The organism is Desulfitobacterium elongatum (assembly GCF_055378975.1).
In genome coordinates, this window is record NZ_AP038772.1 from 1443860 (window position 1) to 1465153 (window position 21294).

The window sequence follows — 21294 nt, forward strand, 5'->3', positions numbered from 1 at the left end:
GAAGGTAGGTGTTCAAGGAAATGAATGATCTTTTTCAATGGGCATGGTTAATTCCATTCTTGCCCTTTCTGTCGTTTCTACTCATCGCCTTAGTCACAAAACGATCCAAAAGACTGTCCTCCACCATATCCATCCTGGCGATTCTTACCTCGTTTGGATTAGCGATTGCTATTGGTCTTGGTGTAATTCAGTCTGGAGCAGAGGTCGTTGAACATCCGGTTATGAGTACAGTTAACTGGCTTAATATCGCCGGACTCAAAGTTGACTTTGGCACACTCATCGATCCGATGAGTGCTATGATGCTTTTTGTTGTTACCTTGGTCGCATCCATGGTACAGATTTATTCGATTGGATATATGCATGGTGATAAAGGGTTCTCCCGTTATTATGCATATCAATCCTTGTTTGCTGCTTCCATGCTTGGCATGGTCTTAGCAACAAACCTTTTACAGTTATTTATCTTTTGGGAACTCGTTGGTTTGTGTTCTTACCTTCTCATCGGGTTCTGGTTTTTCAAAGTATCCGCACGGGAAGCTGCGAAGAAAGCCTTCATGACGACCCGGGTTGGAGACTTCGGCTTACTTTTAGGAATTTTGTTCCTGTATAACAAGTTTGGCACCTTGGATTTCTATGGTGCAGGTTCGTTATCCGTTCAAATGGCGACGAACTTCCAGGATTTTGCCCTGATTGGCGGCGTAAGTTATTTGACCGTTATGGCGCTCTTGGTGTTCATCGGACCTATCGGAAAATCCGGTCAGTTTCCTTTACACGTTTGGTTGCCTGATGCGATGGAAGGTCCTACGCCGGTCAGTGCCCTGATTCACGCTGCTACGATGGTTGTAGCTGGTGTTTATTTGGTTGCCCGGATGTTCTTCCTCTTCGATAATGCTTCCCCTATGGCCTTACAGTTCGTAGCAGGGCTGGGAGCGTTCACTGCAATCTTCGCAGCAACTATCGCCATTGCGCAGGATGATATCAAGCGGATTCTTGCATATTCGACCTTAAGTCAATTGGGATATATGATGTTTGCACTCGGTGTAGGTTCTCTCACTGCCTCCATGTTCCACTTGATGACACACGCTTTCTTCAAAGCGCTGATGTTCCTCGGTGCAGGTTCTGTGATTCATGCTTTACATGAAAAACAAAATATCTGGGATATGGGTGGTCTTTGGAAGAAGATGCCGATTACCGGAACGACCTTCTTCATTGGGATTTTAGCGATATCGGGGATTCCTCCGTTTGCAGGATTCTTCTCGAAGGATGAGATTCTCGCAGCTGCACTTCATAACGGACATCCCATTATTTTCGCTGTCGGTTTGTTCACAGCTTTCCTAACCGCCTTTTATATGAGCCGTCTCTTCTTCGTGGCCTTTATGGGTAAGGAGAAGCCTGAAAATCATCCACATGAATCTCCATGGGTAATGACCGTGCCACTCATCATCTTGGCCTTCTTTAGCGTAGTTGGTGGATGGGTCGCTTTACCTGAGCATAACTTCGGGTACTTTGTCCACTATGGTGAGTTTGAACATGAGGGAATCGACTGGGCAATTGCTTCTATCTCCATCCTTGCGGGTGTACTCGGAATTGGCTTAGCCTATATTACGTATGTCACCCAAAAAATTAAGGCTGAGAACGTTGTTGCACGTTTCCCAGGAATGTACAAACTCCTTAAGAACAAGTACTATGTCGATGAAATTTACCTATGGTTAATCCATAATATTATGGATGGAATCGTGGCAAAGGTTCTTTACTGGTTTGACCTGTATATTATTGATGGCATTGTCAACGGACTTGCTGTGTTCACACGAGGTTCTGCTCGAGTATTCCGTAGAACATCGACGGGTCAGCTTCAGACCTATGCCATGGTATTCTTCTTCGCCGTTGTTGTTATTTATCTCTTCTTTGCACTAGGAGAGGGACAGCTTTCGGCACTTAATCCCGCAGCAATGCTAGGAGGTGTGAAATAATGTCGACATTGGCAATTCAGCCTGTTCTGGGCTCCATGATTCTGCCATTCGCACTGATAGCACCGATTCTAGCGGCACTCGTCATCGTATTCCTCCCGAAGGAAGAGGGGAAGACGATTAAGATCGTGGCTGCAATGGGTACCTTCGTGTCACTGGTGCTTTCTCTCTATGTCTTCTTTGCTTATGACCGTTCGGTCGCTGGAATGCAGTATAACCTTACGATCCCCTTGATTCCGGACATTGGTGTTGCCCTTGCTTTCGGGGTCGACGGAATTAGCATTCCGATGCTTCTACTCACCAATATCATCGGCTTTACAGCTGTCTATTCCTCCTGGAATACCGAGAAGCGGATTAAAGAATACTTCGTTCTTCTGCTCATCTTGATAGCTGGGGTTATGGGTACCTTTATTGCCCGAGACTTGTTTATCTTCTTCCTCTTTTATGAGATCGTGGTTATTCCGATCTATATCATGGTTATTATCTGGGGAAGTACAAAACGCGTTACCAAAGAATATGCCGGTATGAAGTTGACGATCTATCTCTTGATTGGTTCTGCTTTCTTACTTGTTGCCATGGTTTCTCTGTGGGTCAATGCAACCAACCAGTTGGCTGCAGTAGGAAAGGGCCCGACCTTTATGTTTGATCAATTGGCATTACTCAAGTATGATCAGACCTTCCAGATTGTCATTTTTGGTCTAATGACCTTTGGCTTTGGATCCTTGATTTCCATGTTCCCCTTCCATTCTTGGTCTCCTGATGGATATGCTGGAGCTCCAACGGCCGTCAGTATGATCCACGCAGGGGTTTTGAAGAAAATCGGTGGCTACGGTTTGATTCGCTTGGGAGTTATGGTGCTTCCGCTTGGAGCAAAATTCTGGGCGCCAGTCATTGCAGTTCTCGCTCTCGTTAACGTTCTATATGCAGCCTTCATCGCTTTGGCACAAAAAGATATGAAATATGTGGTCGGATATTCTTCTGTCAGCCACATGGGATATGTCTTGATTGCTATCGCAGCACTTAATGTGACAAGCCTCAATGGTGCTATCGCAATGATGTTTGCACATGGTGTGATGTCTGCTCTCTTCTTCTCGATGATTGGCTTTATCTACGAAAAGACTCATACCCGTAATATTGCCGACTTGGGCGGACTTGCGCATCAAATGCCTCGCCTTGCCGTGGGCTTCTTAATTGCTGGTATGGCTGGACTTGGCTTGCCGGGTACAGTTAACTTTATCGGAGAATTCACAATCTTCGTAGGTACAGTTCGTGTACTTCCTGTACATGCGATTGTCGGAATTGCAGGGATTATTTTTACCGCAGTGTATACCCTCCGTATCATCGCCAATGTCCTGTTCGGACCTCGACGTACGGAATGGGATCATCTCAAAGATTTGCGCGGTCCTGAACTTGTCCCCTTGGTCCTACTGGTCTTTGTCATCATCCTAACTGGGGTATTCCCGAACTTGGTCTTACAGTTGATTGACACCGGGGTCCATTCCTCAGGGTTAGCTAAAGTTCTTGAAACCGTGAGTCAGGCGAAGATTGGAGGGCTGTTCTAATGGTTAATTTCGATTTCGCTTTACTCTCTACGGAAATCATTCTGGCTGTCCTTAGCCTTGGCTTGCTGGCAGTGGGCCTCATCCTTCCGCCAGGGTCTAGAAAAGGGATGTTCCCGCTTACGATTTTCGCGTTATTGGGAACTCTAGCTTACTCCATGTATGATTTCTTTTATGGACAACGGGCGGCATTCCTCCAAGGGATGTATTTGCATGATCAATTTGCAGGTTTCTTTAAAATCTTATTTTTGGTCGCTGCACTTTTGGTTGTTCTATCCTCATCAAGTTATGTGCAGAAGTTCCAAGCCCATCGCGGTGAGTTTTATCCGTTAATGTTGGCTGCAACCCTTGGCATGATGCTGATGGCTGGAGCTGGGGACCTCATCACGATGTATGTGGGCTTAGAGCTCATGACAATCACCTTCTTTATCCTCGTTGCTTACAAGGGTGAGGATGGAAAGTCGTCTGAGGCTGGAATCAAATATCTGGTACTTGGCTCAACCTCTTCAGCGATTCTGCTCTATGGTATCAGTATTGTTTACGGACTCACGGGCTCGACTCAAATGTTTGTCATTGCCCAAGCTCTTGGTACGGACTTGAGCCCTGCTTCTATCCTAGCAACGGTATTTTTGCTTGCTGGATTTGGCTTCAAGATTTCCTTGATTCCCTTCCATATGTGGGCACCGGATATCTATGAAGGAGCACCTTCTCCTGTCACAGCGTACTTGGCAACCGCTTCGAAAGCAGCTGCTTTTGCAGCCTTGGTTCGCTTCTATCTCTTGATGATGTATAGCCAATCCTTCGCTGAGACTGGTCAATTATTACTCCTCATCCTCGCAGCGCTGTCGATGATTCTGGGAAATCTCATGGCCTTCCCTCAGAAAAATATTCAGCGCCTGATGGCTTACTCAGGTATCGCCCAAGCGGGGTATATCATGGTTGGTGTGATTGCGGTCTCTGTTCCAGCGGTGTCTGTCTTTGTCGACGGAATCAAAGGGGTACTTTTCTACCTGATGATTTACATCTTTGCGAACCTGGGGGCATTTGCAGTAATCACCCATATCGCGGAAAGGCAAGGTACCGCAGAGATAGCAGACTATGCTGGACTTGCTAGACGTTCTCCTTTAGCAGCTGCCGTTTTGACGGTCTCAGTGCTTTCCCTCGCTGGAATTCCTCCGCTTGCAGGGTTTGTAGGTAAATTTTATCTCTTCTCTGCTGTTGTGGGACAAGGATATATCTGGATCGCTTTTGTTGGTTTCATCATGAGCATGATCTCTGTTTACTACTATCTCTCGATTGTTAAGGTCATGTATTTGACCGAGGGAGAAGGGTTACCGGAAGTTCCTGTTCACGGAGCAGCTAAATTCGGTATGGTATTATCCCTCGTAGTTACGCTGTTCTTGGGTCTTTACCCTACACCTCTCGCTCAGATGGCGATCACAGCAGCGACAAGTTTAGTGAAGTAAGTCTGGAATTTTCAATTTACTTCAATAAATGGGTACTAAAGAGTCCTGGTTTTACACCAGGACTCTTTTTTCGTATACTTGAGAAGGAGACCTGTACGACCTTTGACCTCCTGTGCTAAAATATGTAAAAGGAAGAACAAAGGGGAGCATAGTGTGAACCATAGTAAAATAGATGTGGGACGATACGGAGAAGACCACGCAGCGGAGCATATCGAGCAAGCTGGACTAACGATTCTCGAACGAAATTATCGGTGTCCGCTAGGAGAAATGGATATTATAGCTCGCGAGGGTTTGCAGCTCGTATTCATTGAGGTACGAACTCGATCTTCTGGACGATGTGGCTGGGGAGAGGAGAGTATTACACCCCAAAAACGAGCTCGCTTGAATCGGATTGCATCACATTACATAAAATTTAGAGGCTATAAAACTTGGCCTTCCATGCGTTTTGACTTAATTGCAATTCGACCAGTAGACACTCTAGGAAGGCATCCAGATATCTATTGGATACGTGGCATATAAAAAGATAGGCCTTCTCAGGGGTTTAAAACTCCATAAATAGTATTTTTCCTTATAAAAGAATAATCTAGCCTTACTCTAAAAGGAGGTTTCCTATGAATCCTATTTTGGTAATCGATGATGAGGAGCGCATTCGGCACTTGGTACGGATGTATCTCGAACGTGAAGGATATAGCGTTGAAGAAGCTGAAAATGGTCGCGAAGCTTTAGATAAGATTGAAAAACGAGAGTATTCACTACTCATCGTAGACTTGATGATGCCTGAGGTTGACGGATGGAGAGTGTGTCGTGAAGTTAGGGAGAAATCTGATATCCCTATTATCATGCTTACTGCGCGAGGAGAAGAATTTGATCGGGTCCTTGGTCTTGAAATGGGGGCGGATGATTACCTTGTTAAGCCTTTTAGTACAAAAGAGCTTGTAGCAAGAGTTAAGGCCTTATTACGACGTACGGGGGGAAGTTTTACAGGAAATTCTTCGGATTTAGCCTACGGTTTATTACGAATTGAGAAGGATAGGCATAGGGTATTAATCGAAGAGGAAACAATCACGTTCACACCAAGGGAATTCGAATTGCTCTATTTCTTAGCGAAAAATCCCGGTCGAGTATTTTCAAGAGAACAACTTATGGAAACAGTATGGGGTTATGATTTCTATGGGGATGCCCGTACTGTAGATACCCATGTTAAAAAAATTAGGGAAAAGTTATTTCATCCAGACGTTCGGAGCATGCTAGCGACGGTCTGGGGTGTAGGCTATAAGTTCGATCCGGAAGCAGCAGTACATTAACACCTAAGCAGTGAAATGAGGAGAAGGATTTTGAAGTTAAGACTGCGTCCTCTAAGTATTAGTATAAAACTATGGATTGCTATGACAGCTTTGATCCTTGTTGTATTAGGTGGCGTGATTGGGACGATTGCTCTACTCTTCGGAGACTTTTATCTCCAACAAAAGCTCGGAGAATTAGGAGATGAAGTCAAGGATATCTCGCAACAACTTACTCAACAACCGAGTTGGTCCCACCGCCTGTATGCGATCGATGAGATAAAATTATCTTCCGGAACTCAGATGGTTGTCATGGATAGTCATAGTGCGATAATTGCGGTGAAAGGTGAAATTGTTCCCTCCGGCTTAGAGTCCCTTAATGATATGGGATGGAGAAGCAGCGGGACAGAAGGTGTGAACATGCTGGGAATGAGTCACCTGATTCGTTCCTTATATCCGACCGATTTTTTGAATGGTGCAAACATCTCGGCAGTCTTAGCTGGAAATACGATTACCATTAAAGCACTTCCGAAGAACAAGAGTGGACAAGCAATGCTCATTGCAGCCGCTCCCATAGGAGACCCTAGCGAAGCCATTGTGGTACTAGGGAGTTCTCCTGCCCCAGTGCAGGCAAGTGTTAATGCGTTTATGCGTATGATCTTGTACTGCTCTTTAGTAGCCGTCGTGTTGGCAACCTTAGTGAGTCTGCTCTTTGCACGTCAATTCACTCGACCACTTGCCTTGATGCAAAAAGGGGCTAGCCGTATGTCGAAAGGGAACTTTCAGCCGATTTTAGGGGTGAAGAGTCGGGATGAGTTGGGAGAATTAGCAGATGCGTTGAATTCTATGGGACAAAGTCTAAGTAATCATATGACTTGGCTATCAGAAGAAAGAAATCTAATGCAAGGAATAGTCGAGGGGATTAGCGACGCAGTTATTATGCTCGATGCAAAGGGCAAGATTCTATATACAAACGAGCCTGCAAAAGCACTTTGGCAAGGGGATGGACAAGAATATTCGGATAGAAAGGAAACAATAATCACTTTCTTACGAAATTTTGCAGACCAACTTGGTGCTGAAGAAAATACGCATCTTAACTTGGATACTCAAGTTCTTCAAGTCGCGATGGCATCCACCCAGGCCCGAGAAGGAGTCCAAGCTTTTGTAGCGGTCTTAAGGGATGTTACGGCTTCTCTACGTGCTGAGAAAGAGCGTCGTGACTTCATGGCAAGTGTTACGCACGAACTGCGTACCCCTTTACATTTAATCCAAGGTTACTTAGAAGCCATTCAAGATGAAGTCATACCCAAAGAGGAGCAATCAGAACATATTGATTTGGTATTAGATGAGGCAAAACGTTTGGCCAAATTGGTCATGGAACTTCAGGAAATTAACCGTTTCGAACGTTGGAAAGTCTTTGATAAGAGTGAAATTGATATAGGCAGTTTCCTTCAAGAGCTCCGTCATCGCTTTCAGGGAAGGGCTGACGAGCTAGGAATTCATTTAGATATTGAGGAAGGAACGGGAGTGATCACAGCAAATCATGATCGTCTCCTTCAAGTCTTTATTAATCTCATAGAGAATGCGCTTCGTCACACACCTTCAGGGAAGCGAGTGGCGATAATGGTGAAAGACCTAGGAGTACGAATTCAATTTAGTGTAGTAGACCAGGGAGAAGGAATTCCTTCGCAGGCTCTGTCTCATATCTTTGAGCGATTTTATCGAGTAGATAAATCACGCTCACGTAAAGAGGGTGGAATGGGACTAGGCCTAGCGATTGTCAAGCTCATTGTTGAAGCACATGATGGGGAAATAAAGGTCGAGAGCGAAGTAGGGAGAGGGACGTGCTTTAGAGTTCTTTTAGCGAAGTAGAGTAGACGCCCCTCCGCTAGAAGTCGTTCAACTAAGGCCGAAAGCCTATGCCGTTAGGTGGACGTTTAAGGGACTTTCGTTCATGATTGATAGAAAAGGGGAAATGATTGTGGCAATTATCTGGCTTTTGTTTATTGGTCTAGTACTACATTTGGCTACAATTCTGTTGTCCCGACAAGTTGACCCACTTGATGGCTCGAATGCCGTAGTATCATATTTAGCTTCAATTGTAGTTATGGGTTTAAATATTGTTAAGGTTATTATTCTGTTTTCAATCATTTTGACTGTGATTAATCTATTTTAGGTGTTATGAAATATATCTTTGTTACAGAAGATGGATTAGCTCCTTCTAATGTTGTGACGCTTTAGTAGCATTATGTTCAGTAGATATATTTGCAGATTATCATGTTTAATACTTAAAATAGACTCAAGGAGTGATGATTTATTATGCAAGAATTAGAGTTAAACAAATCCTGTTGAGCAAGTGAACAAAACTCTACTCGTGCAGTAGAGAATAATAACCTCTGTCCTGTATGTAATAGTGAAGGAATAAAAGTTAAAAACATTACTATAAAACATTTAGTTATTGATGAATTTAAAGACCGAGTAAAAGATTATGCTTATTTTATTTGTATGAATGAAGAATGCAATGTTGTCTACTTTAATCCAGATTTAGGAACATCATTCAGTAGACGGCAGGTAAAAGTGCCTATATGGTTTAAAAAGGATGCTAACCCAAAATATCTATGCTATTGCATCCAAGTTACAGAGCAACAAATTATTGATGCCGTTATAAATGATGGAGCAAAAGATATGAAGGATATTATTAGACTTACGGGAGCAATGAAGAACGGAAAGTGTGAAATTAACAATCCTTTAGGCAAATGCTGTAGCCCATTTATTCAAGAAACTATCAATAAAGCATTGAATATTAAAGGAAATAACCTGTGACGCACTTTTCTTAAAATTTGCAGTAAGCTAACCGAATGTAAACAAGTGACATCTAAAACAACTTTAACCCAATGGGATACTTAATCGGGCATAGCAAAAGAGGAAGACCAGAAGAATAATCTGGTCTTCCTCTTTGAGGTTCTTGGACTCTTTTTGAGTTGAATTCTAGTAGAATTTTATATCCGCGATTACCTGTGAGAAAGTTGATGCGAATTCAAATGCGATTCGTAGTTTTGAACTCCTTAACGGAACCCGTTATACCGAGTTTTGCCTTCCTTTTCTTTATACGCAGTTCTGGTTTAATAAACGACATTTTGATCAAGTGCCCGGAATTGAAGGGACTCGGCGAGATGGCGGGGTAAAATCTTATCTTCGCCATCAAGGTCAGCAATGGTGCGGGAGACTCTGAGAATTCGGTCGTGACTCCTTGCACTTAAGTGCTGTCGGTCAAAGACATTTCTTAAGAGCTGTTCGCCTGTCTTATCTAGATCACAGAACTCAGAGGTTTCTAGTGCATTCATCTCAGCATTCGTCTTTACTTCTCCGAGGCGAGCCCATTGACGTTCTCGTGCCTTGAGTATACGAGCTTGAACTTTTCGAGATTTTTCACCGTCGGGCTGACTATGAAGTTCTTCATAATTGACACGAGGAACCTCAACATGCATATCGAAGCGATCTAGGAGAGGGCCAGAGATTCGACCACGATAAGTATCAATTTGTCTTGGAGTGCACGTACAAGCTCTTTTGGAGTCACCCAGCCATCCGCAAGGGCATGGATTCATGCTTGCGACGACACTTAGACGGGCAGGGTACTTCACACTCCCGCGTTGGCGTGTGATAGTGAGTTCTCGGTCTTCTAAGGGTTGACGTAAAGATTCGAGAACCTCTCGGGAGAATTCAGGAAGCTCATCCAAGAAAAGTACCCCATGATTTGCAAGGATAAGTTCACCGGGCTTCATTTCACGTCCCCCGCCCAGGATTCCAGCAGAGGTTGCTGAATGATGGGGTTGACGAAAAGGGCGAGTTCGGATAAGCTGCCCATTATGTCCGAGTAAACCGGCTATACTATAGATCTTGGTGACTTCAAGACTTTCCATACGGGTTAAGGGGGGAAGGATTCCTGCATAGGCTTTGGCCAACATTGTTTTTCCTGATCCCGGTGAGCCAATGAGAATTAAGTTATGTCCTCCTGCTGCTGCAATCTCTAAGGCTCTTTTCGCCTGCTGTTGGCCTCGGATGACGCTAAGATCGAGCGTATCTAAGGAAATCTCTTCTGTAAGAGGTATACTAGTTACTGATGTATCGAAAAGTGAGTCTTCTTGGAGTGCATTAACCAATTCAGCTAGGTTCGAAGAAGTTTCGCTGCGAATTTCTCCTATGAGGTTGGCTTCAAGAAGATTTTCTGGTGGAACGATGAGTGCGTAGCGGGAAAGTTGTGCTAACGAAACGGCCATGGCGAGAATCCCTGGTACAGGCCTTAGTTGACCTTCAAGGGAAAGTTCCCCTACAAATACTGAAGTTTGCAGTTTTTGCTCTGAGCATTGACTCGTTGCTGCCAAAATTCCAATGGCGATAGGTAGGTCTAAACCAGAACCATCCTTTTTGATATCTGCTGGTGCTAAATTTACAGTGATGCGTTGTAAGGGAAAATCAAATCCCGAATTCTTAATGGCTGATCTTACACGCTCACGTGATTCTCTTACAGCGGTCGTTGGCAAACCTACAATATCGAACCCTGGTAAACCATTTGAGACATCGACTTCCACACGAATAAGGTGTGCATGTATTCCAGACACGGCCATTCCGTTAACGGCTGCAAACATTCATTCAATCCCTCCCATAAGAGGAAGAATTCGACAATATGCTGTATTATCCTTCCAAAATATAAGAGCACTGCGTTTAAAACACAAATTAAAAATTGGTCCGAAGTCAGTATGATGAATTTATTTATACTTTCTTGACATATAGCATAGGGGGGGTATACTATATTTTTGGAGGTGCTAATAAATCATGAGTGATAATGAAAAATCTTGTCCGGAATGTCAGGGCACACTTAAAGAAGGTAGTGAACGGACAAGCCACCATAGTGATAAAACAATTCGTGAGCTGGTCAATCGTATGAACCGAATTGAAGGACAAGTTCGTGGCATAAAAGGAATGATTGAGAAACATACGTATTGTGATGATGTGCTTAATCAGATTGCTTCTGTTCAATCGGCTCTAAACGGGGTTTCTAAGCTTTTACTGGAAAAGCATATGAAATCCTGTGTGCTTGAGCAGCTTCAAGACGGAGATGAACAGGTCATTGATGAAGTTCTAAAAACAATCTTTAAAATGATGAAATAAAATTTAACGATTTAGGTAGCCGAGGAGGCGACAACATGAGTGAAGAGACTTTAGAAATAAATAGTAAAGAGCCTATAGAACGTAAGAGTCAAGAGATAAAAGTACTAGGTATGACCTGCGAGCATTGCGTTCGACGTGTAAGAAAAGCTTTGGAGGGTCTTCCTGAGGTAGAAGATGTAGAAGTTTCGTTAGAGAGTGAAACGGCGAGCTATACCTATAATCCAAATCGCTATAGTTTTACTCAAGTGAAGGAAGCCATAGAGGACGCGGGTTATTCCTTGGAAGAGAGCCAAGAAGAGAGCCAGACAGCGAATCAAACGGAAGATAAAGAGATTAGCGTCTACGGAATGACCTGTGAGCATTGCGTTCGAAGAGTTAAGAAGGCTTTAGAGAATCTTCCAGAAGTCGTCAATGTCGAAGTCTCTTTGCCAGAATCAAAGGCACGCTTTGGATATAATCCGGAAAAAGTGAATGACCAACTGATCCTAAAGGTCATTGAAGAGGCAGGGTATTCGACTGAGCCTATCGCTATAGTGGAGCAGGAGTCGATCGACGCGGAGCTGGAGAAGCCTACAAGTGAAGTCAAACAATTTAAGATTACAGGCATGACCTGTGCCAACTGTGCCTTAACCATAGAAAAAGGGATGCGCAAAATGCCAGGAGTCAATACGGCTGCTGTAAACTTTGCTTCAGAAAAACTCTCCTTAGAGTACGACCCTAAGTTAGTTAATGAAAAAGATATTGTTGAGAAAATCAAAGATCTTGGCTATGGAATGCAAGCTGAAAGAGGGGAAGGCAAACAACAATTTAAGGTTAGTGGAATGACCTGTGCTAATTGCGCACTGACGATTGAGAAGAAACTAAAAAAGACCCCAGGGGTTAAGGTGGCTTCGGTTAATTTTGCAACTGAAACGGTCACCGTTGAATTTGACCCGGAAGTTGTTAACTTAGAGGATATTTTTGAACAAGTAAAAGATGCAGGTTATATTCCAATCAAGAGAAATGAGGAGTCTCAAGAGGATCAGGCAGTCAAGAGGCAAAGGAACTGGTTAATCTTCAGTGCAGTTCTTTCCCTACCTATCATGCCTATCATGTTCCTTCCCATGAGCCACGGGCTAATGTACACGATGTTGATCTTAGCTACCATCGTGCAATTCTCAGCAGGATGGACCTTTTATCGAGGGGCCTATCACGCGCTAAAAAATCGCTCGGCTAACATGGATGTTTTAGTCGCTTTGGGAATCACGGCTGCTTATGGTTATAGCGTCATGACAACGTTTCCACATATCTTCTTTGAGGGTCCGGTCTTCTTTGACACCTCTGCTCTATTGATTACCTTTGTACGCTTTGGGAAGTATTTGGAAGCCAAAGCCAAGGGAAGAGCAGGTCGAGCGTTGAAAACCTTATTGGAACTTCAAGCTGATAAGGCGAGAATACTCATTGATGGAGAAGAAAAAGAGGTCGCCGCGTCCAGTGTAAAAATAGGAGATATCATCCTTGTAAAACCCGGTGAAAAAATTCCAGTGGATGGCGAAATCATCGAAGGTCAAGCGAGCATCGACGAAGCCATGATCACTGGAGAATCTATACCAGTCGATAAAGGTGTTGGGGATCCAGTCGTAGGTGCAACAATAAACCGTTCCGGAAGTATCAAAATTTCAACAAGCAAAACGGGGAAGGATACCGTTCTTTCCGGAATTATCAAAATGGTTGAAGATGCCCAGGGGGTTAAGCCTCCCATTCAGCGACTTGCTGATACGATTTCCAATTATTTTGTACCGACCGTCGTAGCAATCGCAGTACTCACCTTTATCATTTGGTATGTTGCCTTAAACAGCTCCTTTGTCTTTGCCTTCACCGCTGCAATCGCCGTCTTAGTTATTGCTTGTCCTTGTGCCTTGGGCTTGGCAACGCCAACGGCAATCATGGTAGGTAGTGGAGTCGGACTTAACCGGGGAATTCTTTTCAAATCAGCGGCCGTTCTTGAGGGAATTGCCAAGATTGATGCCATTGGTTTCGATAAAACCGGAACCCTGACAAAAGGAAAACCAGAGGTGACTGATCTTCTTTCCTATGAGGGATATTCCCAAATGGAGCTGCTTAAAATAGCTGCAGCAGGTGAAAATCCTTCCATTCATCCCTTGGCCCAAGCGGTAGTTAACCGGGCTAAAGCAGAAAATATCGAGATTGAAGAGGTTAAAAATTATCGCGAAGAAAGCGGTCATGGAACCATCAGTGAGTATCAAGGTAAACAATTGCTTATTGGCAATATGAAACTCATCAAGAACTTCAATATTCCGTTAGAGCAAGTAGAAAAGGACTTTCAACGTTTAGCAGAAGCAGGAAAAACAACAAGTTTTGTCGCCTTCAATGGTAAAATTATCGGAATCATTGCCTTAGCAGACGTGCTTAAGGAAAGTACGAAGGAGTCCATTCGTCGACTGCATAAATTAGGGATCAAAACGTTCATGATCACTGGGGATAATAAGAAAGTTGCGACGGTTATTGGAAATGAAGTAGGTATTGATGAGGTACTTGCGGAGATTCTTCCGCAGGATAAAATCAACATGATTCAAAAGTATCAGAACCAGGGACTCAAGGTAGCTATGGTTGGAGATGGAATCAACGACGCACCTGCTTTAGCTCAGGCGGATGTGGGAATTGCGATCGGGTCTGGGACAGATGTAGCGAAAGAAACCGGGGATGTCGTACTCGTACGCAATGACCTTCTCGATGTAGAACGGGCAATACGACTCGGACGGAAAACGCTCTCCAAAATTAAGCAGAATCTATTCTGGGCCTTGATTTATAACACGATTGGAATTCCTATAGCAGCTGGAGTACTTTATCCGATAACTGGGGAACTTCTACCTCCGGAGTGGGCAGGCTTAGCTATGGCATTTTCTTCTGTTTCAGTCGTTACGAGCTCGCTCTTACTAAGAAGGTATGGGAAGAAACTTGTCGATTAGAGTTGTTCTTAGAATCGGCAACTTGCTTCAGATGAGTTATTAACTCAATTTGAAGTTTAGTTTATAAATAATTTATTGGAGGTATGAAAAGATGAATCAAACGTTAAAAATCAGTGGTATGACCTGTAGTCATTGTAAGATGCATGTTGAAAAGGCTCTTAGTGGGGTGAGCGGCGTAGAAAGTGTTCGTGTGGATTTGGCTAAAGCAGAAGCCGTGGTTACAGGTTCAGCGAACCATGAGGAGCTCAAAAAGGCTGTTGAAGATGCAGGTTACAGTGCTGAGTAATGAATAATACCTAGAGTGCTTGCCATACTAAGATTTGAGCTTAAAGTTGAAATCTTAGAGAGGTGAGTGATCATGGCATTAGTTCCTTATGATCCATTTCGGATGATTGATTCGTATTGGGATGAAATGGATCGTCACTTTCGCAGGGGAAGAGGGAAAGAAGATCTCTCTCAATTGTTGTATCGAGTGGATGTAGAGGAAACACCGACCCAAGTCATTGTGACGGCAGAGATTCCGGGTATAGAGAAGAAAGAGGATATTCATATCGAAATCGATGAAAACCTCTTAACAATTCATGGAGAAATCAAGCGAGTCACTTCCAATGAAGAACGTTCTTCCCACCTTTCAGAACGTTACTACGGGAAGTTCAGTCGAGCCTTTACCCTCCCTGCGGTAGTCAAAGCTGATGGTGCACATGCCAGCTATAAGAATGGAGTTCTGGAATTAACCTTCCTTAAGGATCGCCACCCGGCAGCACGAACAATTGAAGTCGATTTCCATTAAAAAATAATTCAAGGGATTAGCTTAAATAAGCTAATCCCTTGAATTATTTTTACTTCCGGTTTAAGCCCTATTATTTGATAGTACTAACTCGCCAGAGATTCGCATAAAGAACAGTGGGAAGGGAGGTGGAGTATGCAAATCGCTCTCCCCATTGGTACGCCGCTTGATAAAAATTTGATGAGTCTGGGTGTGTTCCTACTAGCAGGAATAACTGTTGTTCCGATAACGACCCCAGAAACAGTGTCAAATCATGCAGAAAGTAAAAGATATTATGACTTCTTTATAAGTATGGATATTCAATCAATCCATAAACAAGATTTTCTTCCATTGATGCTCAATGTGATGAAACGTGATACCTCAAATAAATCCGAAGATGAAATCAAAGATAATAGGACAGAATTAAAGAATGAATTTTCAAAAACTAATGTTAATCAATTAACAAATAAGACATTAACGAGTGAAAGCTATTTCCAGAGTATAACTCCGAATAGAGGCAATCAGGATAAGGGATTATCTGAGAGGATTGTCGATGCAGCTAAAGCGTGGCTTGGAGTTCCGTATCGATATGGCGGAGTTACAGTTGTGGGGGTAGATTGTTCAGGACTCGTTCAAAACGTATTTAAACAGAATGGAGTTGAACTTCCACGCACTTCACAGGAACAATTCCGCAGTGGAGTGGGGGTACCTAGTTCTCAGTTGAAGCTTGGTGATCTCGTCTTTTTTAGCACATCAGGGCCAGGTGCGAGCCACGTTGGAATCTATATTGGAAACCAGAATTTTGTGTCTGCTACCCACGAAAAAGTAGAGATTCAGTCCTTGGATCAGGAGTATTGGAATCGCACTTATCGGGGTAGCAGACGGGTTATTCCTTAATACACTTCAGTTATGACTTGCGGCCCATCATATTACGCTCTGCGAGTTCGATAGCCATTTTAACCATATTCCCGCAGTTCCGTGAAGAAACCCCACTGAATCCTTCTTGCTTCAGGGTATCCGAAAATCCAAGCTCTTGGGCGATTTCTTGTTTGAGCTCACTCGACATAATACTGCGCCGACGTCTGGACATTTGGATTCCTCCTTTCATCTCAGGTCATTAGGGCATCACTTTGCTTTTGCAAAGTAATTATAGTTTGTGCTTTCCCTAAGACATTATGTATTTAGATCCAAAATGAAACTGGAAAGAAAAGACGGAGAAAACAGAAAAAATAAAATGATACATTATATTGAATTAAATCCAAAAAGAGGAAGGAAATTCATTTTATTTGAAGAATCTAAGTAGTAAAATGATTATGAAATGGAGGGAAAATTTGTGAACAAACTAAAAACCCTAAAGTTAGTTGCTCTAATTTTAACCCTTACCCTCGTGTTGGTTGGTTGCAGTGGCAATAGTTCCACCCCCGCAGCTTCTTCATCCAGCCCTAGTGCTCCAAGTGATTCCGCTAAGAAAAATTCAGACTTTAAGGTCGCATTGGTTACTGACGTCGGGGGGTTAAATGATAAGAGTTTTAACTACCTTGCGAACAAAGGCTTAGAACAAGCGGTCAAAGAACTTGGAATTACGAAGTCTGTCGTGGAATCGAAGCAAATGACAGATTACGAGACAAACCTTAGCCGTTTTGCTGAACAGAAATATAATTTAATTATAGCCGTTGGTTTCTTAATGCAAGATGCGGTGACAAAAGTGTCCCAAACCTATCCGGATACTAAATTCATGATTATTGACTCCTCAATCACAGATCGCCCAAATGTCGCTTCCGCGATGTTTAAAACTGAACAGTGTGGATATCTCGTCGGGGTAATGGCTGGTCTAATGGAGAAAACCCAGGGGATTCCGAATACCTTCGGTAAAAATACGGTAGGGGTTGTTGGCGGCATGCAAATCCCTCCAGTGGATGATTATATCGCAGGCTTTATTCAAGGGGCAAAGAGTGTAAATCCTGATATCAAAATCAAATTAAACTATACGAACAAATTTGATGATCCTGGCTTGGGCAAACAAACAGCTCTCAGTCAGATTGCAAGTGGAGCAGATATTATTTTCCCCGTAGCTGGTGGAACGGGAACCGGTGCGATTGATGCCGCTAAGGAGAAAAATGTATACGCCATCGGAGTCGACGCAGATCAGAATTATATTGCTCCAGATACAGTGATTACGAGTGCCATGAAAGGAATGGATGTTGCGACCTTTGATATCATTAAGGGAACCTTAGAGAATAAGTTCAAGAGCGGTAATATCGTATTTGAATTGAATAACAATGGAGTAGGGTTTGCAACTCCGTCCAAGGCTGTGCCAAAAGAGATTGTAGATAAAGTAAATGAAGTAGCCAAGCAGATTAAAGAGGGTAAGATTAACATCACGACAAAAATTCCAGAGAAATTCTAATCAGAGAACTAAAGAAGAGGATTGCTTCAGAAGCTGGGGCAATCCCTTTCTTGGTTGAACGGAGGGTTCAATGCACACTTGCTTAGAAGTACGTGGAATTACAAAGAAATTCCCAGGGGTAATTGCGAATGACCAGGTAAACTTAAATGTGTGTGAAGGAGAAATTCATGCTATCCTAGGTGAAAATGGAGCTGGAAAATCTACTCTGATGAAGATAATTTACGGCTTGTATCAGCCAGATGCTGGAAGTATTAACCTTTATGGTAAGAATTTACATTTTACAAGTCCACGTCAAGCAATTGAAGTTGGAATTGGTATGGTTCATCAGCATTTCATGCTTATTCCTGAGCTTACCGTGGCCGAGAATATCGTCCTCGGAGGGGAACCCGGCAGACTTCGTTATCATAGGAAGGATAATGAAGCTCTCGTGCGTGAACTATCGGAGCGTTATCATCTTGAGATCGACCCAGCAGCAAAGGTCAAAAATTTGAGCGTTGGACTTCAACAAAGGGTGGAAATACTTAAAGTGTTCTATCGCCAGGCACGGCTTCTGATTTTAGATGAACCGACCTCTATGATCACGCCACAAGAAGCAGAGGAATTATTTGTTGTGATGGATACACTCCGTTCAAAAGGAGTACCCATCCTCTTTATCAGCCACAAACTGGAAGAAGTAAAACGAATTTCTAACCGAGTCACGGTCATGCGAGCCGGAAAAACCGTGAGAACCTTAGATACCGCATCGACGACACCACAAGAGCTGGCAAACTACATGGTTGGTCGAGAGGTTATTTTGCAAGTATCTAAACCGAATCAGGAGGCGGGTGCCCCCATCCTAACGATTGAAAATCTTAGAGTCAACTCTGGACAGGGTGAAAAAGTCAAAGGAATTAGCTTAGACGTAAGAAAAGGAGAAATCTTTGGTCTTGCTGGGATTGATGGTAATGGGCAATTTGAGTTGGTTGATGCTATTGCCGGACTGCTCAAAGTAAAATCTGGGAAGATCCTTTTTCAGGGCAAAGATATTACGTCTACACCCGTAGCTGAAAGGATTGAGGAAGGAATTGCCTATATCCCGCAAGACCGACAGCAGGAGGGCTTGGTTCTCGATCTAAAGCTCACAGAGAATTTTATCCTAAGGGATTTCGCCCGTTTTCCCTTCTCAAGGAGGGGGCAACTGCGACAGAAGGCCATTGAAGAACATGCAGCGGAGCTTGCCGAAGGATTTGATGTCAGGCCTCGCCAAATTCAAGCTTTAGCCCGAAATTTATCCGGTGGAAATCAACAGAAAGTGATTTTAGCCCGGGAGGTTTCTCGTAATCCCGAACTGCTTATCGCAGCTCAGCCCACCCGAGGACTTGATGTAGGTGCCATTCAATTTGTTCATAATAAACTTTTAGAGCTGCGTGAGAAGGAGAAAGCTATCCTGCTAGTCTCTTTGGAACTGGAGGAGATCCTTTCTTTGGCGGATCGTATTGGGGTCATTCATGGTGGCCGTCTTATGGGTATCTTCCAGGGGGGCAAAGTTTCCAAGGAAGAACTTGGACTCCTCATGGCTGGCGTCAGCCAAGAAAAGGAGGGGGATAATGCCTAAGTTAGTCAAAGATCTCCTGACGCCTTTATTTGCGATTGGGATTGCCCTTCTCATCGGGGCTGGTGTAATGCTTGTCACAGGGCACAACCCGCTTCAAGCGTACGGAGCATTGTTTAAGGGAGCCTTCGGTACAAAGGTTAACTTGGCCAATACTCTAGCGAACGCCGTCCCTTTAATCCTATCGGGGTTAGGTGTTGCCATTACGTTTAAAGCCGGACTTTTTAATATAGGAGCAGAAGGACAGTACTGGATCGGAAGTATGGCAGCAGTATGGATAGGGTATGCAGTACCAGGTCTTCCGCCAGTCTTGCATATAGGACTAGCTTTTTTGGTTGCTGTGCTTGCGGCAGGACTTTGGGCAGGGTTAATTCCAGGTCTAGCTAAAGCGATGGTCGGCGCTCATGAAGTGATTACAACCATGATGATGAGCTACATTGCCATTTTTTTAAGCCATTATATGTTAGAAAATGGACCGATGATGGCACCAGGATACACTCCGCAATCTCCGGTGATTCTTCCTTCAGCTCAGTTAGGGATGATTCTTCCACGAACCCAACTATCCTGGGGAATTGTAGTCGCACTTTGTGTGGTGGTTGTCGTCTATTGGCTTATGTATAAGACGACACTCGGACTACGTCTTAGAACGGTAGGGTTAAATCCACGAGCGGCACGCTACGCAGGGATTAGTGTATCCTTTCATCTTGTACTCGCTCTTTTTCTAAGCGGCATGTGTGCTGGCTTAGCAGGTGCTGTACAAATGCTTGGTGTGCAACATCGTCTTTATGATAGTTTTTCTTCAGGCTATGGATATACGGCAATCGTTGTTGCCTTATTAGCCAACAATAATCCTTTTGGAGTTGTTTTGTCAGCTATCTTCTTCGCGGCCCTAGGAAATGGAGGGCAGTTCATGCAAATTTCCTCGGGTGTTCCTTCTCACCTCACGGAAGTCCTTTCTGGAATCATTATCTTCCTTGTCGCCGCAAAGGATATTATTCCCATGATTCGCAGGAGGCAAAAAGCCAAGAAAGTTTGGGTAGAGGATAAGGAGGGGGTAGGTCTATGAGCTGGAGTGAACTTGCTCGACCGGAATTATGGGCTGCAACCCTCGCGATGGCTACACCGATCGCTTTACCAGCCTTAGGAGGGACGTTCTCCGAACGGAGTGGGGTCGTTAATATCGCGATGGAAGGAATTATGCTGATCGGTGCTTTCTTTGCAGTCCTCTTCTCGTATTTATCGAATAATCCTTGGCTGGGACTCCTGGGTGCCGTGTTTATGGGAGGGCTTATTTCGGTGCTCTTTGCCTGGGTCACAGTCCATGTCGGAGCTGACCAAGTCATCGTCGGGATGGGAATTAACATCTTTGCCGCAGGCGCTACAGCCTTTATGCTTAATACGATTTTTGGCTATGGGGGAACACCAAGAGAGACTCCAGCTTTGCCTAATCTTAGTATTCCAGGCTTGATTGATATTCCCTATGTGGGGCAAATTCTTGGCCATCAGAATTTTATGGTCTACTTGATGCTGGTCCTAATCATAGTCGCTCATTATTTTCTCTTTCATACGAATCTCGGCTTAAGATTGAGGGCTGTAGGAGAGAATCCTCAGGCAGCAGATACAGCTGGGATTAATGTCTGGAGAATACGATATCTCGGAGTGATTCTCGGTGGAATGCTTTCGAGCTTAGGAGGAGTATACCTTTCTTTGGGACTTCTCAATAGTTTTGAAGTCAATATGAGTAGTGGACGAGGGTACATTGCTCTCGCGGCAATGATCTTTGGAAAGTGGACACCGTTTGGATCCTTAGGTGCTGCCTTGTTATTTGGCTTTGCAATGGCTTTAAGCATGGTTTTACAGGGATCTGGTATTTCAACCAATATCATCCAGATGCTCCCTTATGCGCTAACGATACTCGCGCTAACTGGACTTGTCGGGCGGAGTACAGCTCCTGCAGCTGATGGGATTCCTTATAAGCCAGATGGGAACTGAGTGTTATAGAATATAAGTTTCCTTAGGAAAAACTATTGACCACTGTATAAGTACAGATTATAATTTGAGTATATTGTAACATGATGATAGGAAATTCCTTTGTCCATGGTTTTGGAGAGAGCTGACGTTGG

At 43.7% G+C, this 21294-nt stretch carries 18 protein-coding genes and 1 pseudogene; 17 read left to right on the plus strand and 2 right to left on the minus strand.

Going from position 1 to position 21294, the window contains the following annotated elements; genetic code table 11:
- Window positions 1-8: 8 nt before the first annotated feature.
- From nuoL to ACZ42W_RS06755, 8 genes and pseudogenes are all read left to right on the plus strand, one after another.
- Entirely contained in the window at window positions 9-1967 is a 1959-nt protein-coding gene (gene nuoL, locus ACZ42W_RS06720; RefSeq protein ID WP_464169388.1) for an NADH-quinone oxidoreductase subunit L, read from the plus strand.
- Window positions 1967-3526 carry a complex I subunit 4 family protein gene (locus tag ACZ42W_RS06725; RefSeq protein ID WP_464169390.1) on the plus strand — a complete coding sequence of 520 codons (1560 nt, stop codon included), beginning with the start codon at window positions 1967-1969 and terminating at the stop codon, window positions 3524-3526. Before nuoL ends, ACZ42W_RS06725 begins: the two co-directional genes overlap by 1 nt.
- The gene (locus ACZ42W_RS06730; protein ID WP_464169392.1) at window positions 3526-4989 is read left to right on the plus strand and encodes an NADH-quinone oxidoreductase subunit N; all 1464 of its coding nucleotides are present in this window, start codon (window positions 3526-3528) and stop codon (window positions 4987-4989) included. Before ACZ42W_RS06725 ends, ACZ42W_RS06730 begins: the two co-directional genes overlap by 1 nt.
- Before the next feature lie 153 nt (window positions 4990-5142).
- A complete protein-coding gene (locus tag ACZ42W_RS06735) occupies window positions 5143-5508 on the plus strand; it encodes a YraN family protein (protein ID WP_464169394.1) in 366 nt (121 codons plus the stop codon).
- Between the two features lie 92 nt (window positions 5509-5600).
- Window positions 5601-6293, plus strand: coding sequence for a response regulator transcription factor (locus ACZ42W_RS06740; protein ID WP_464169396.1), 693 nt, complete (start codon window positions 5601-5603; stop codon window positions 6291-6293).
- A gap of 30 nt (window positions 6294-6323) precedes the next feature.
- The gene (locus ACZ42W_RS06745) at window positions 6324-8141 is read left to right on the plus strand and encodes a HAMP domain-containing sensor histidine kinase (RefSeq protein ID WP_464169398.1); all 1818 of its coding nucleotides are present in this window, start codon (window positions 6324-6326) and stop codon (window positions 8139-8141) included.
- Window positions 8142-8223: 82 nt separating this feature from the next.
- On the plus strand, window positions 8224-8445 hold the full coding sequence (locus ACZ42W_RS06750) for a hypothetical protein (protein ID WP_464169400.1): 222 nt from the start codon (window positions 8224-8226) through the stop codon (window positions 8443-8445).
- A gap of 179 nt (window positions 8446-8624) precedes the next feature.
- A pseudogene (locus ACZ42W_RS06755) lies at window positions 8625-9092 on the plus strand (Csac_0668 family 2Fe-2S cluster-binding (seleno)protein); the annotation flags it as partial.
- Window positions 9093-9391: 299 nt separating this feature from the next.
- Here ACZ42W_RS06755 and ACZ42W_RS06760 read toward each other — a convergent pair.
- Complete coding sequence (locus ACZ42W_RS06760; RefSeq protein WP_464169402.1) at window positions 9392-10915, minus strand: YifB family Mg chelatase-like AAA ATPase; 1524 nt, start codon at window positions 10913-10915, stop codon at window positions 9392-9394.
- A gap of 187 nt (window positions 10916-11102) precedes the next feature.
- On the opposite strand from ACZ42W_RS06760, the gene ACZ42W_RS06765 reads away from it, so the two are divergent.
- From ACZ42W_RS06765 to ACZ42W_RS06785, 5 genes are all read left to right on the plus strand, one after another.
- Window positions 11103-11438: a metal-sensitive transcriptional regulator gene (locus ACZ42W_RS06765; RefSeq protein ID WP_464169404.1), complete on the plus strand. Its 336-nt coding sequence runs from the start codon at window positions 11103-11105 to the stop codon at window positions 11436-11438.
- Between the two features lie 35 nt (window positions 11439-11473).
- Window positions 11474-14407, plus strand: coding sequence for a heavy metal translocating P-type ATPase (locus ACZ42W_RS06770; RefSeq protein ID WP_464169405.1), 2934 nt, complete (start codon window positions 11474-11476; stop codon window positions 14405-14407).
- A gap of 91 nt (window positions 14408-14498) precedes the next feature.
- Window positions 14499-14693 (plus strand): CopZ family metallochaperone, encoded by a 195-nt coding sequence (locus ACZ42W_RS06775; RefSeq protein WP_464169407.1) that lies wholly within the window; start codon window positions 14499-14501, stop codon window positions 14691-14693.
- 72 nt (window positions 14694-14765) lie between these two features.
- A complete protein-coding gene (locus tag ACZ42W_RS06780) occupies window positions 14766-15197 on the plus strand; it encodes an Hsp20/alpha crystallin family protein (RefSeq protein WP_464169409.1) in 432 nt (143 codons plus the stop codon).
- Between the two features lie 132 nt (window positions 15198-15329).
- A complete protein-coding gene (locus ACZ42W_RS06785; protein WP_464169411.1) occupies window positions 15330-16070 on the plus strand; it encodes a C40 family peptidase in 741 nt (246 codons plus the stop codon).
- A 10-nt stretch (window positions 16071-16080) separates the two neighbouring features.
- Here ACZ42W_RS06785 and ACZ42W_RS06790 read toward each other — a convergent pair whose 3' ends face one another.
- Window positions 16081-16263: a small, acid-soluble spore protein, alpha/beta type gene (locus tag ACZ42W_RS06790; protein WP_464169413.1), complete on the minus strand. Its 183-nt coding sequence runs from the start codon at window positions 16261-16263 to the stop codon at window positions 16081-16083.
- Between the two features lie 243 nt (window positions 16264-16506).
- Here ACZ42W_RS06790 and ACZ42W_RS06795 point away from each other — a divergent pair, with 243 nt between their 5' ends.
- The 4 genes from ACZ42W_RS06795 to ACZ42W_RS06810 all read left to right on the plus strand — a co-directional run bounded on the left by ACZ42W_RS06795 (window position 16507) and on the right by ACZ42W_RS06810 (window position 21163).
- Window positions 16507-17580, plus strand: coding sequence for a BMP family lipoprotein (locus ACZ42W_RS06795; protein WP_464169415.1), 1074 nt, complete (start codon window positions 16507-16509; stop codon window positions 17578-17580).
- A 70-nt stretch (window positions 17581-17650) separates the two neighbouring features.
- Window positions 17651-19174, plus strand: a complete 1524-nt coding sequence (locus ACZ42W_RS06800) for an ABC transporter ATP-binding protein (RefSeq protein ID WP_464169418.1) — start codon at window positions 17651-17653, stop codon at window positions 19172-19174.
- Window positions 19167-20237, plus strand: a complete 1071-nt coding sequence (locus ACZ42W_RS06805) for an ABC transporter permease (RefSeq protein ID WP_464169420.1) — start codon at window positions 19167-19169, stop codon at window positions 20235-20237. Before ACZ42W_RS06800 ends, ACZ42W_RS06805 begins: the two co-directional genes overlap by 8 nt.
- Entirely contained in the window at window positions 20234-21163 is a 930-nt protein-coding gene (locus tag ACZ42W_RS06810; protein ID WP_464169422.1) for an ABC transporter permease, read from the plus strand. The genes ACZ42W_RS06805 and ACZ42W_RS06810 overlap by 4 nt, the downstream gene beginning before the upstream one ends.
- The last annotated feature ends 131 nt before the right edge of the window (window positions 21164-21294 follow it).

Coding starts and splice junctions, on each gene's coding strand:
- ACZ42W_RS06780 (WP_464169409.1), top strand. CDS start 14,766: ATGGCATTAGTTCCTTATGATCCATTTCGGATGATTGATTCGTATTGG.
- ACZ42W_RS06805 (WP_464169420.1), top strand. CDS start 19,167: ATGCCTAAGTTAGTCAAAGATCTCCTGACGCCTTTATTTGCGATTGGG.
- ACZ42W_RS06775 (WP_464169407.1), top strand. CDS start 14,499: ATGAATCAAACGTTAAAAATCAGTGGTATGACCTGTAGTCATTGTAAG.
- ACZ42W_RS06740 (WP_464169396.1), top strand. CDS start 5,601: ATGAATCCTATTTTGGTAATCGATGATGAGGAGCGCATTCGGCACTTG.
- ACZ42W_RS06765 (WP_464169404.1), top strand. CDS start 11,103: ATGAGTGATAATGAAAAATCTTGTCCGGAATGTCAGGGCACACTTAAA.
- ACZ42W_RS06800 (WP_464169418.1), top strand. CDS start 17,651: ATGCACACTTGCTTAGAAGTACGTGGAATTACAAAGAAATTCCCAGGG.
- ACZ42W_RS06760 (WP_464169402.1), bottom strand. CDS start 10,915: ATGTTTGCAGCCGTTAACGGAATGGCCGTGTCTGGAATACATGCACAC.
- ACZ42W_RS06770 (WP_464169405.1), top strand. CDS start 11,474: ATGAGTGAAGAGACTTTAGAAATAAATAGTAAAGAGCCTATAGAACGT.
- ACZ42W_RS06790 (WP_464169413.1), bottom strand. CDS start 16,263: ATGTCCAGACGTCGGCGCAGTATTATGTCGAGTGAGCTCAAACAAGAA.
- ACZ42W_RS06725 (WP_464169390.1), top strand. CDS start 1,967: ATGTCGACATTGGCAATTCAGCCTGTTCTGGGCTCCATGATTCTGCCA.
- ACZ42W_RS06810 (WP_464169422.1), top strand. CDS start 20,234: ATGAGCTGGAGTGAACTTGCTCGACCGGAATTATGGGCTGCAACCCTC.
- ACZ42W_RS06730 (WP_464169392.1), top strand. CDS start 3,526: ATGGTTAATTTCGATTTCGCTTTACTCTCTACGGAAATCATTCTGGCT.
- ACZ42W_RS06750 (WP_464169400.1), top strand. CDS start 8,224: ATGATTGATAGAAAAGGGGAAATGATTGTGGCAATTATCTGGCTTTTG.
- ACZ42W_RS06785 (WP_464169411.1), top strand. CDS start 15,330: ATGCAAATCGCTCTCCCCATTGGTACGCCGCTTGATAAAAATTTGATG.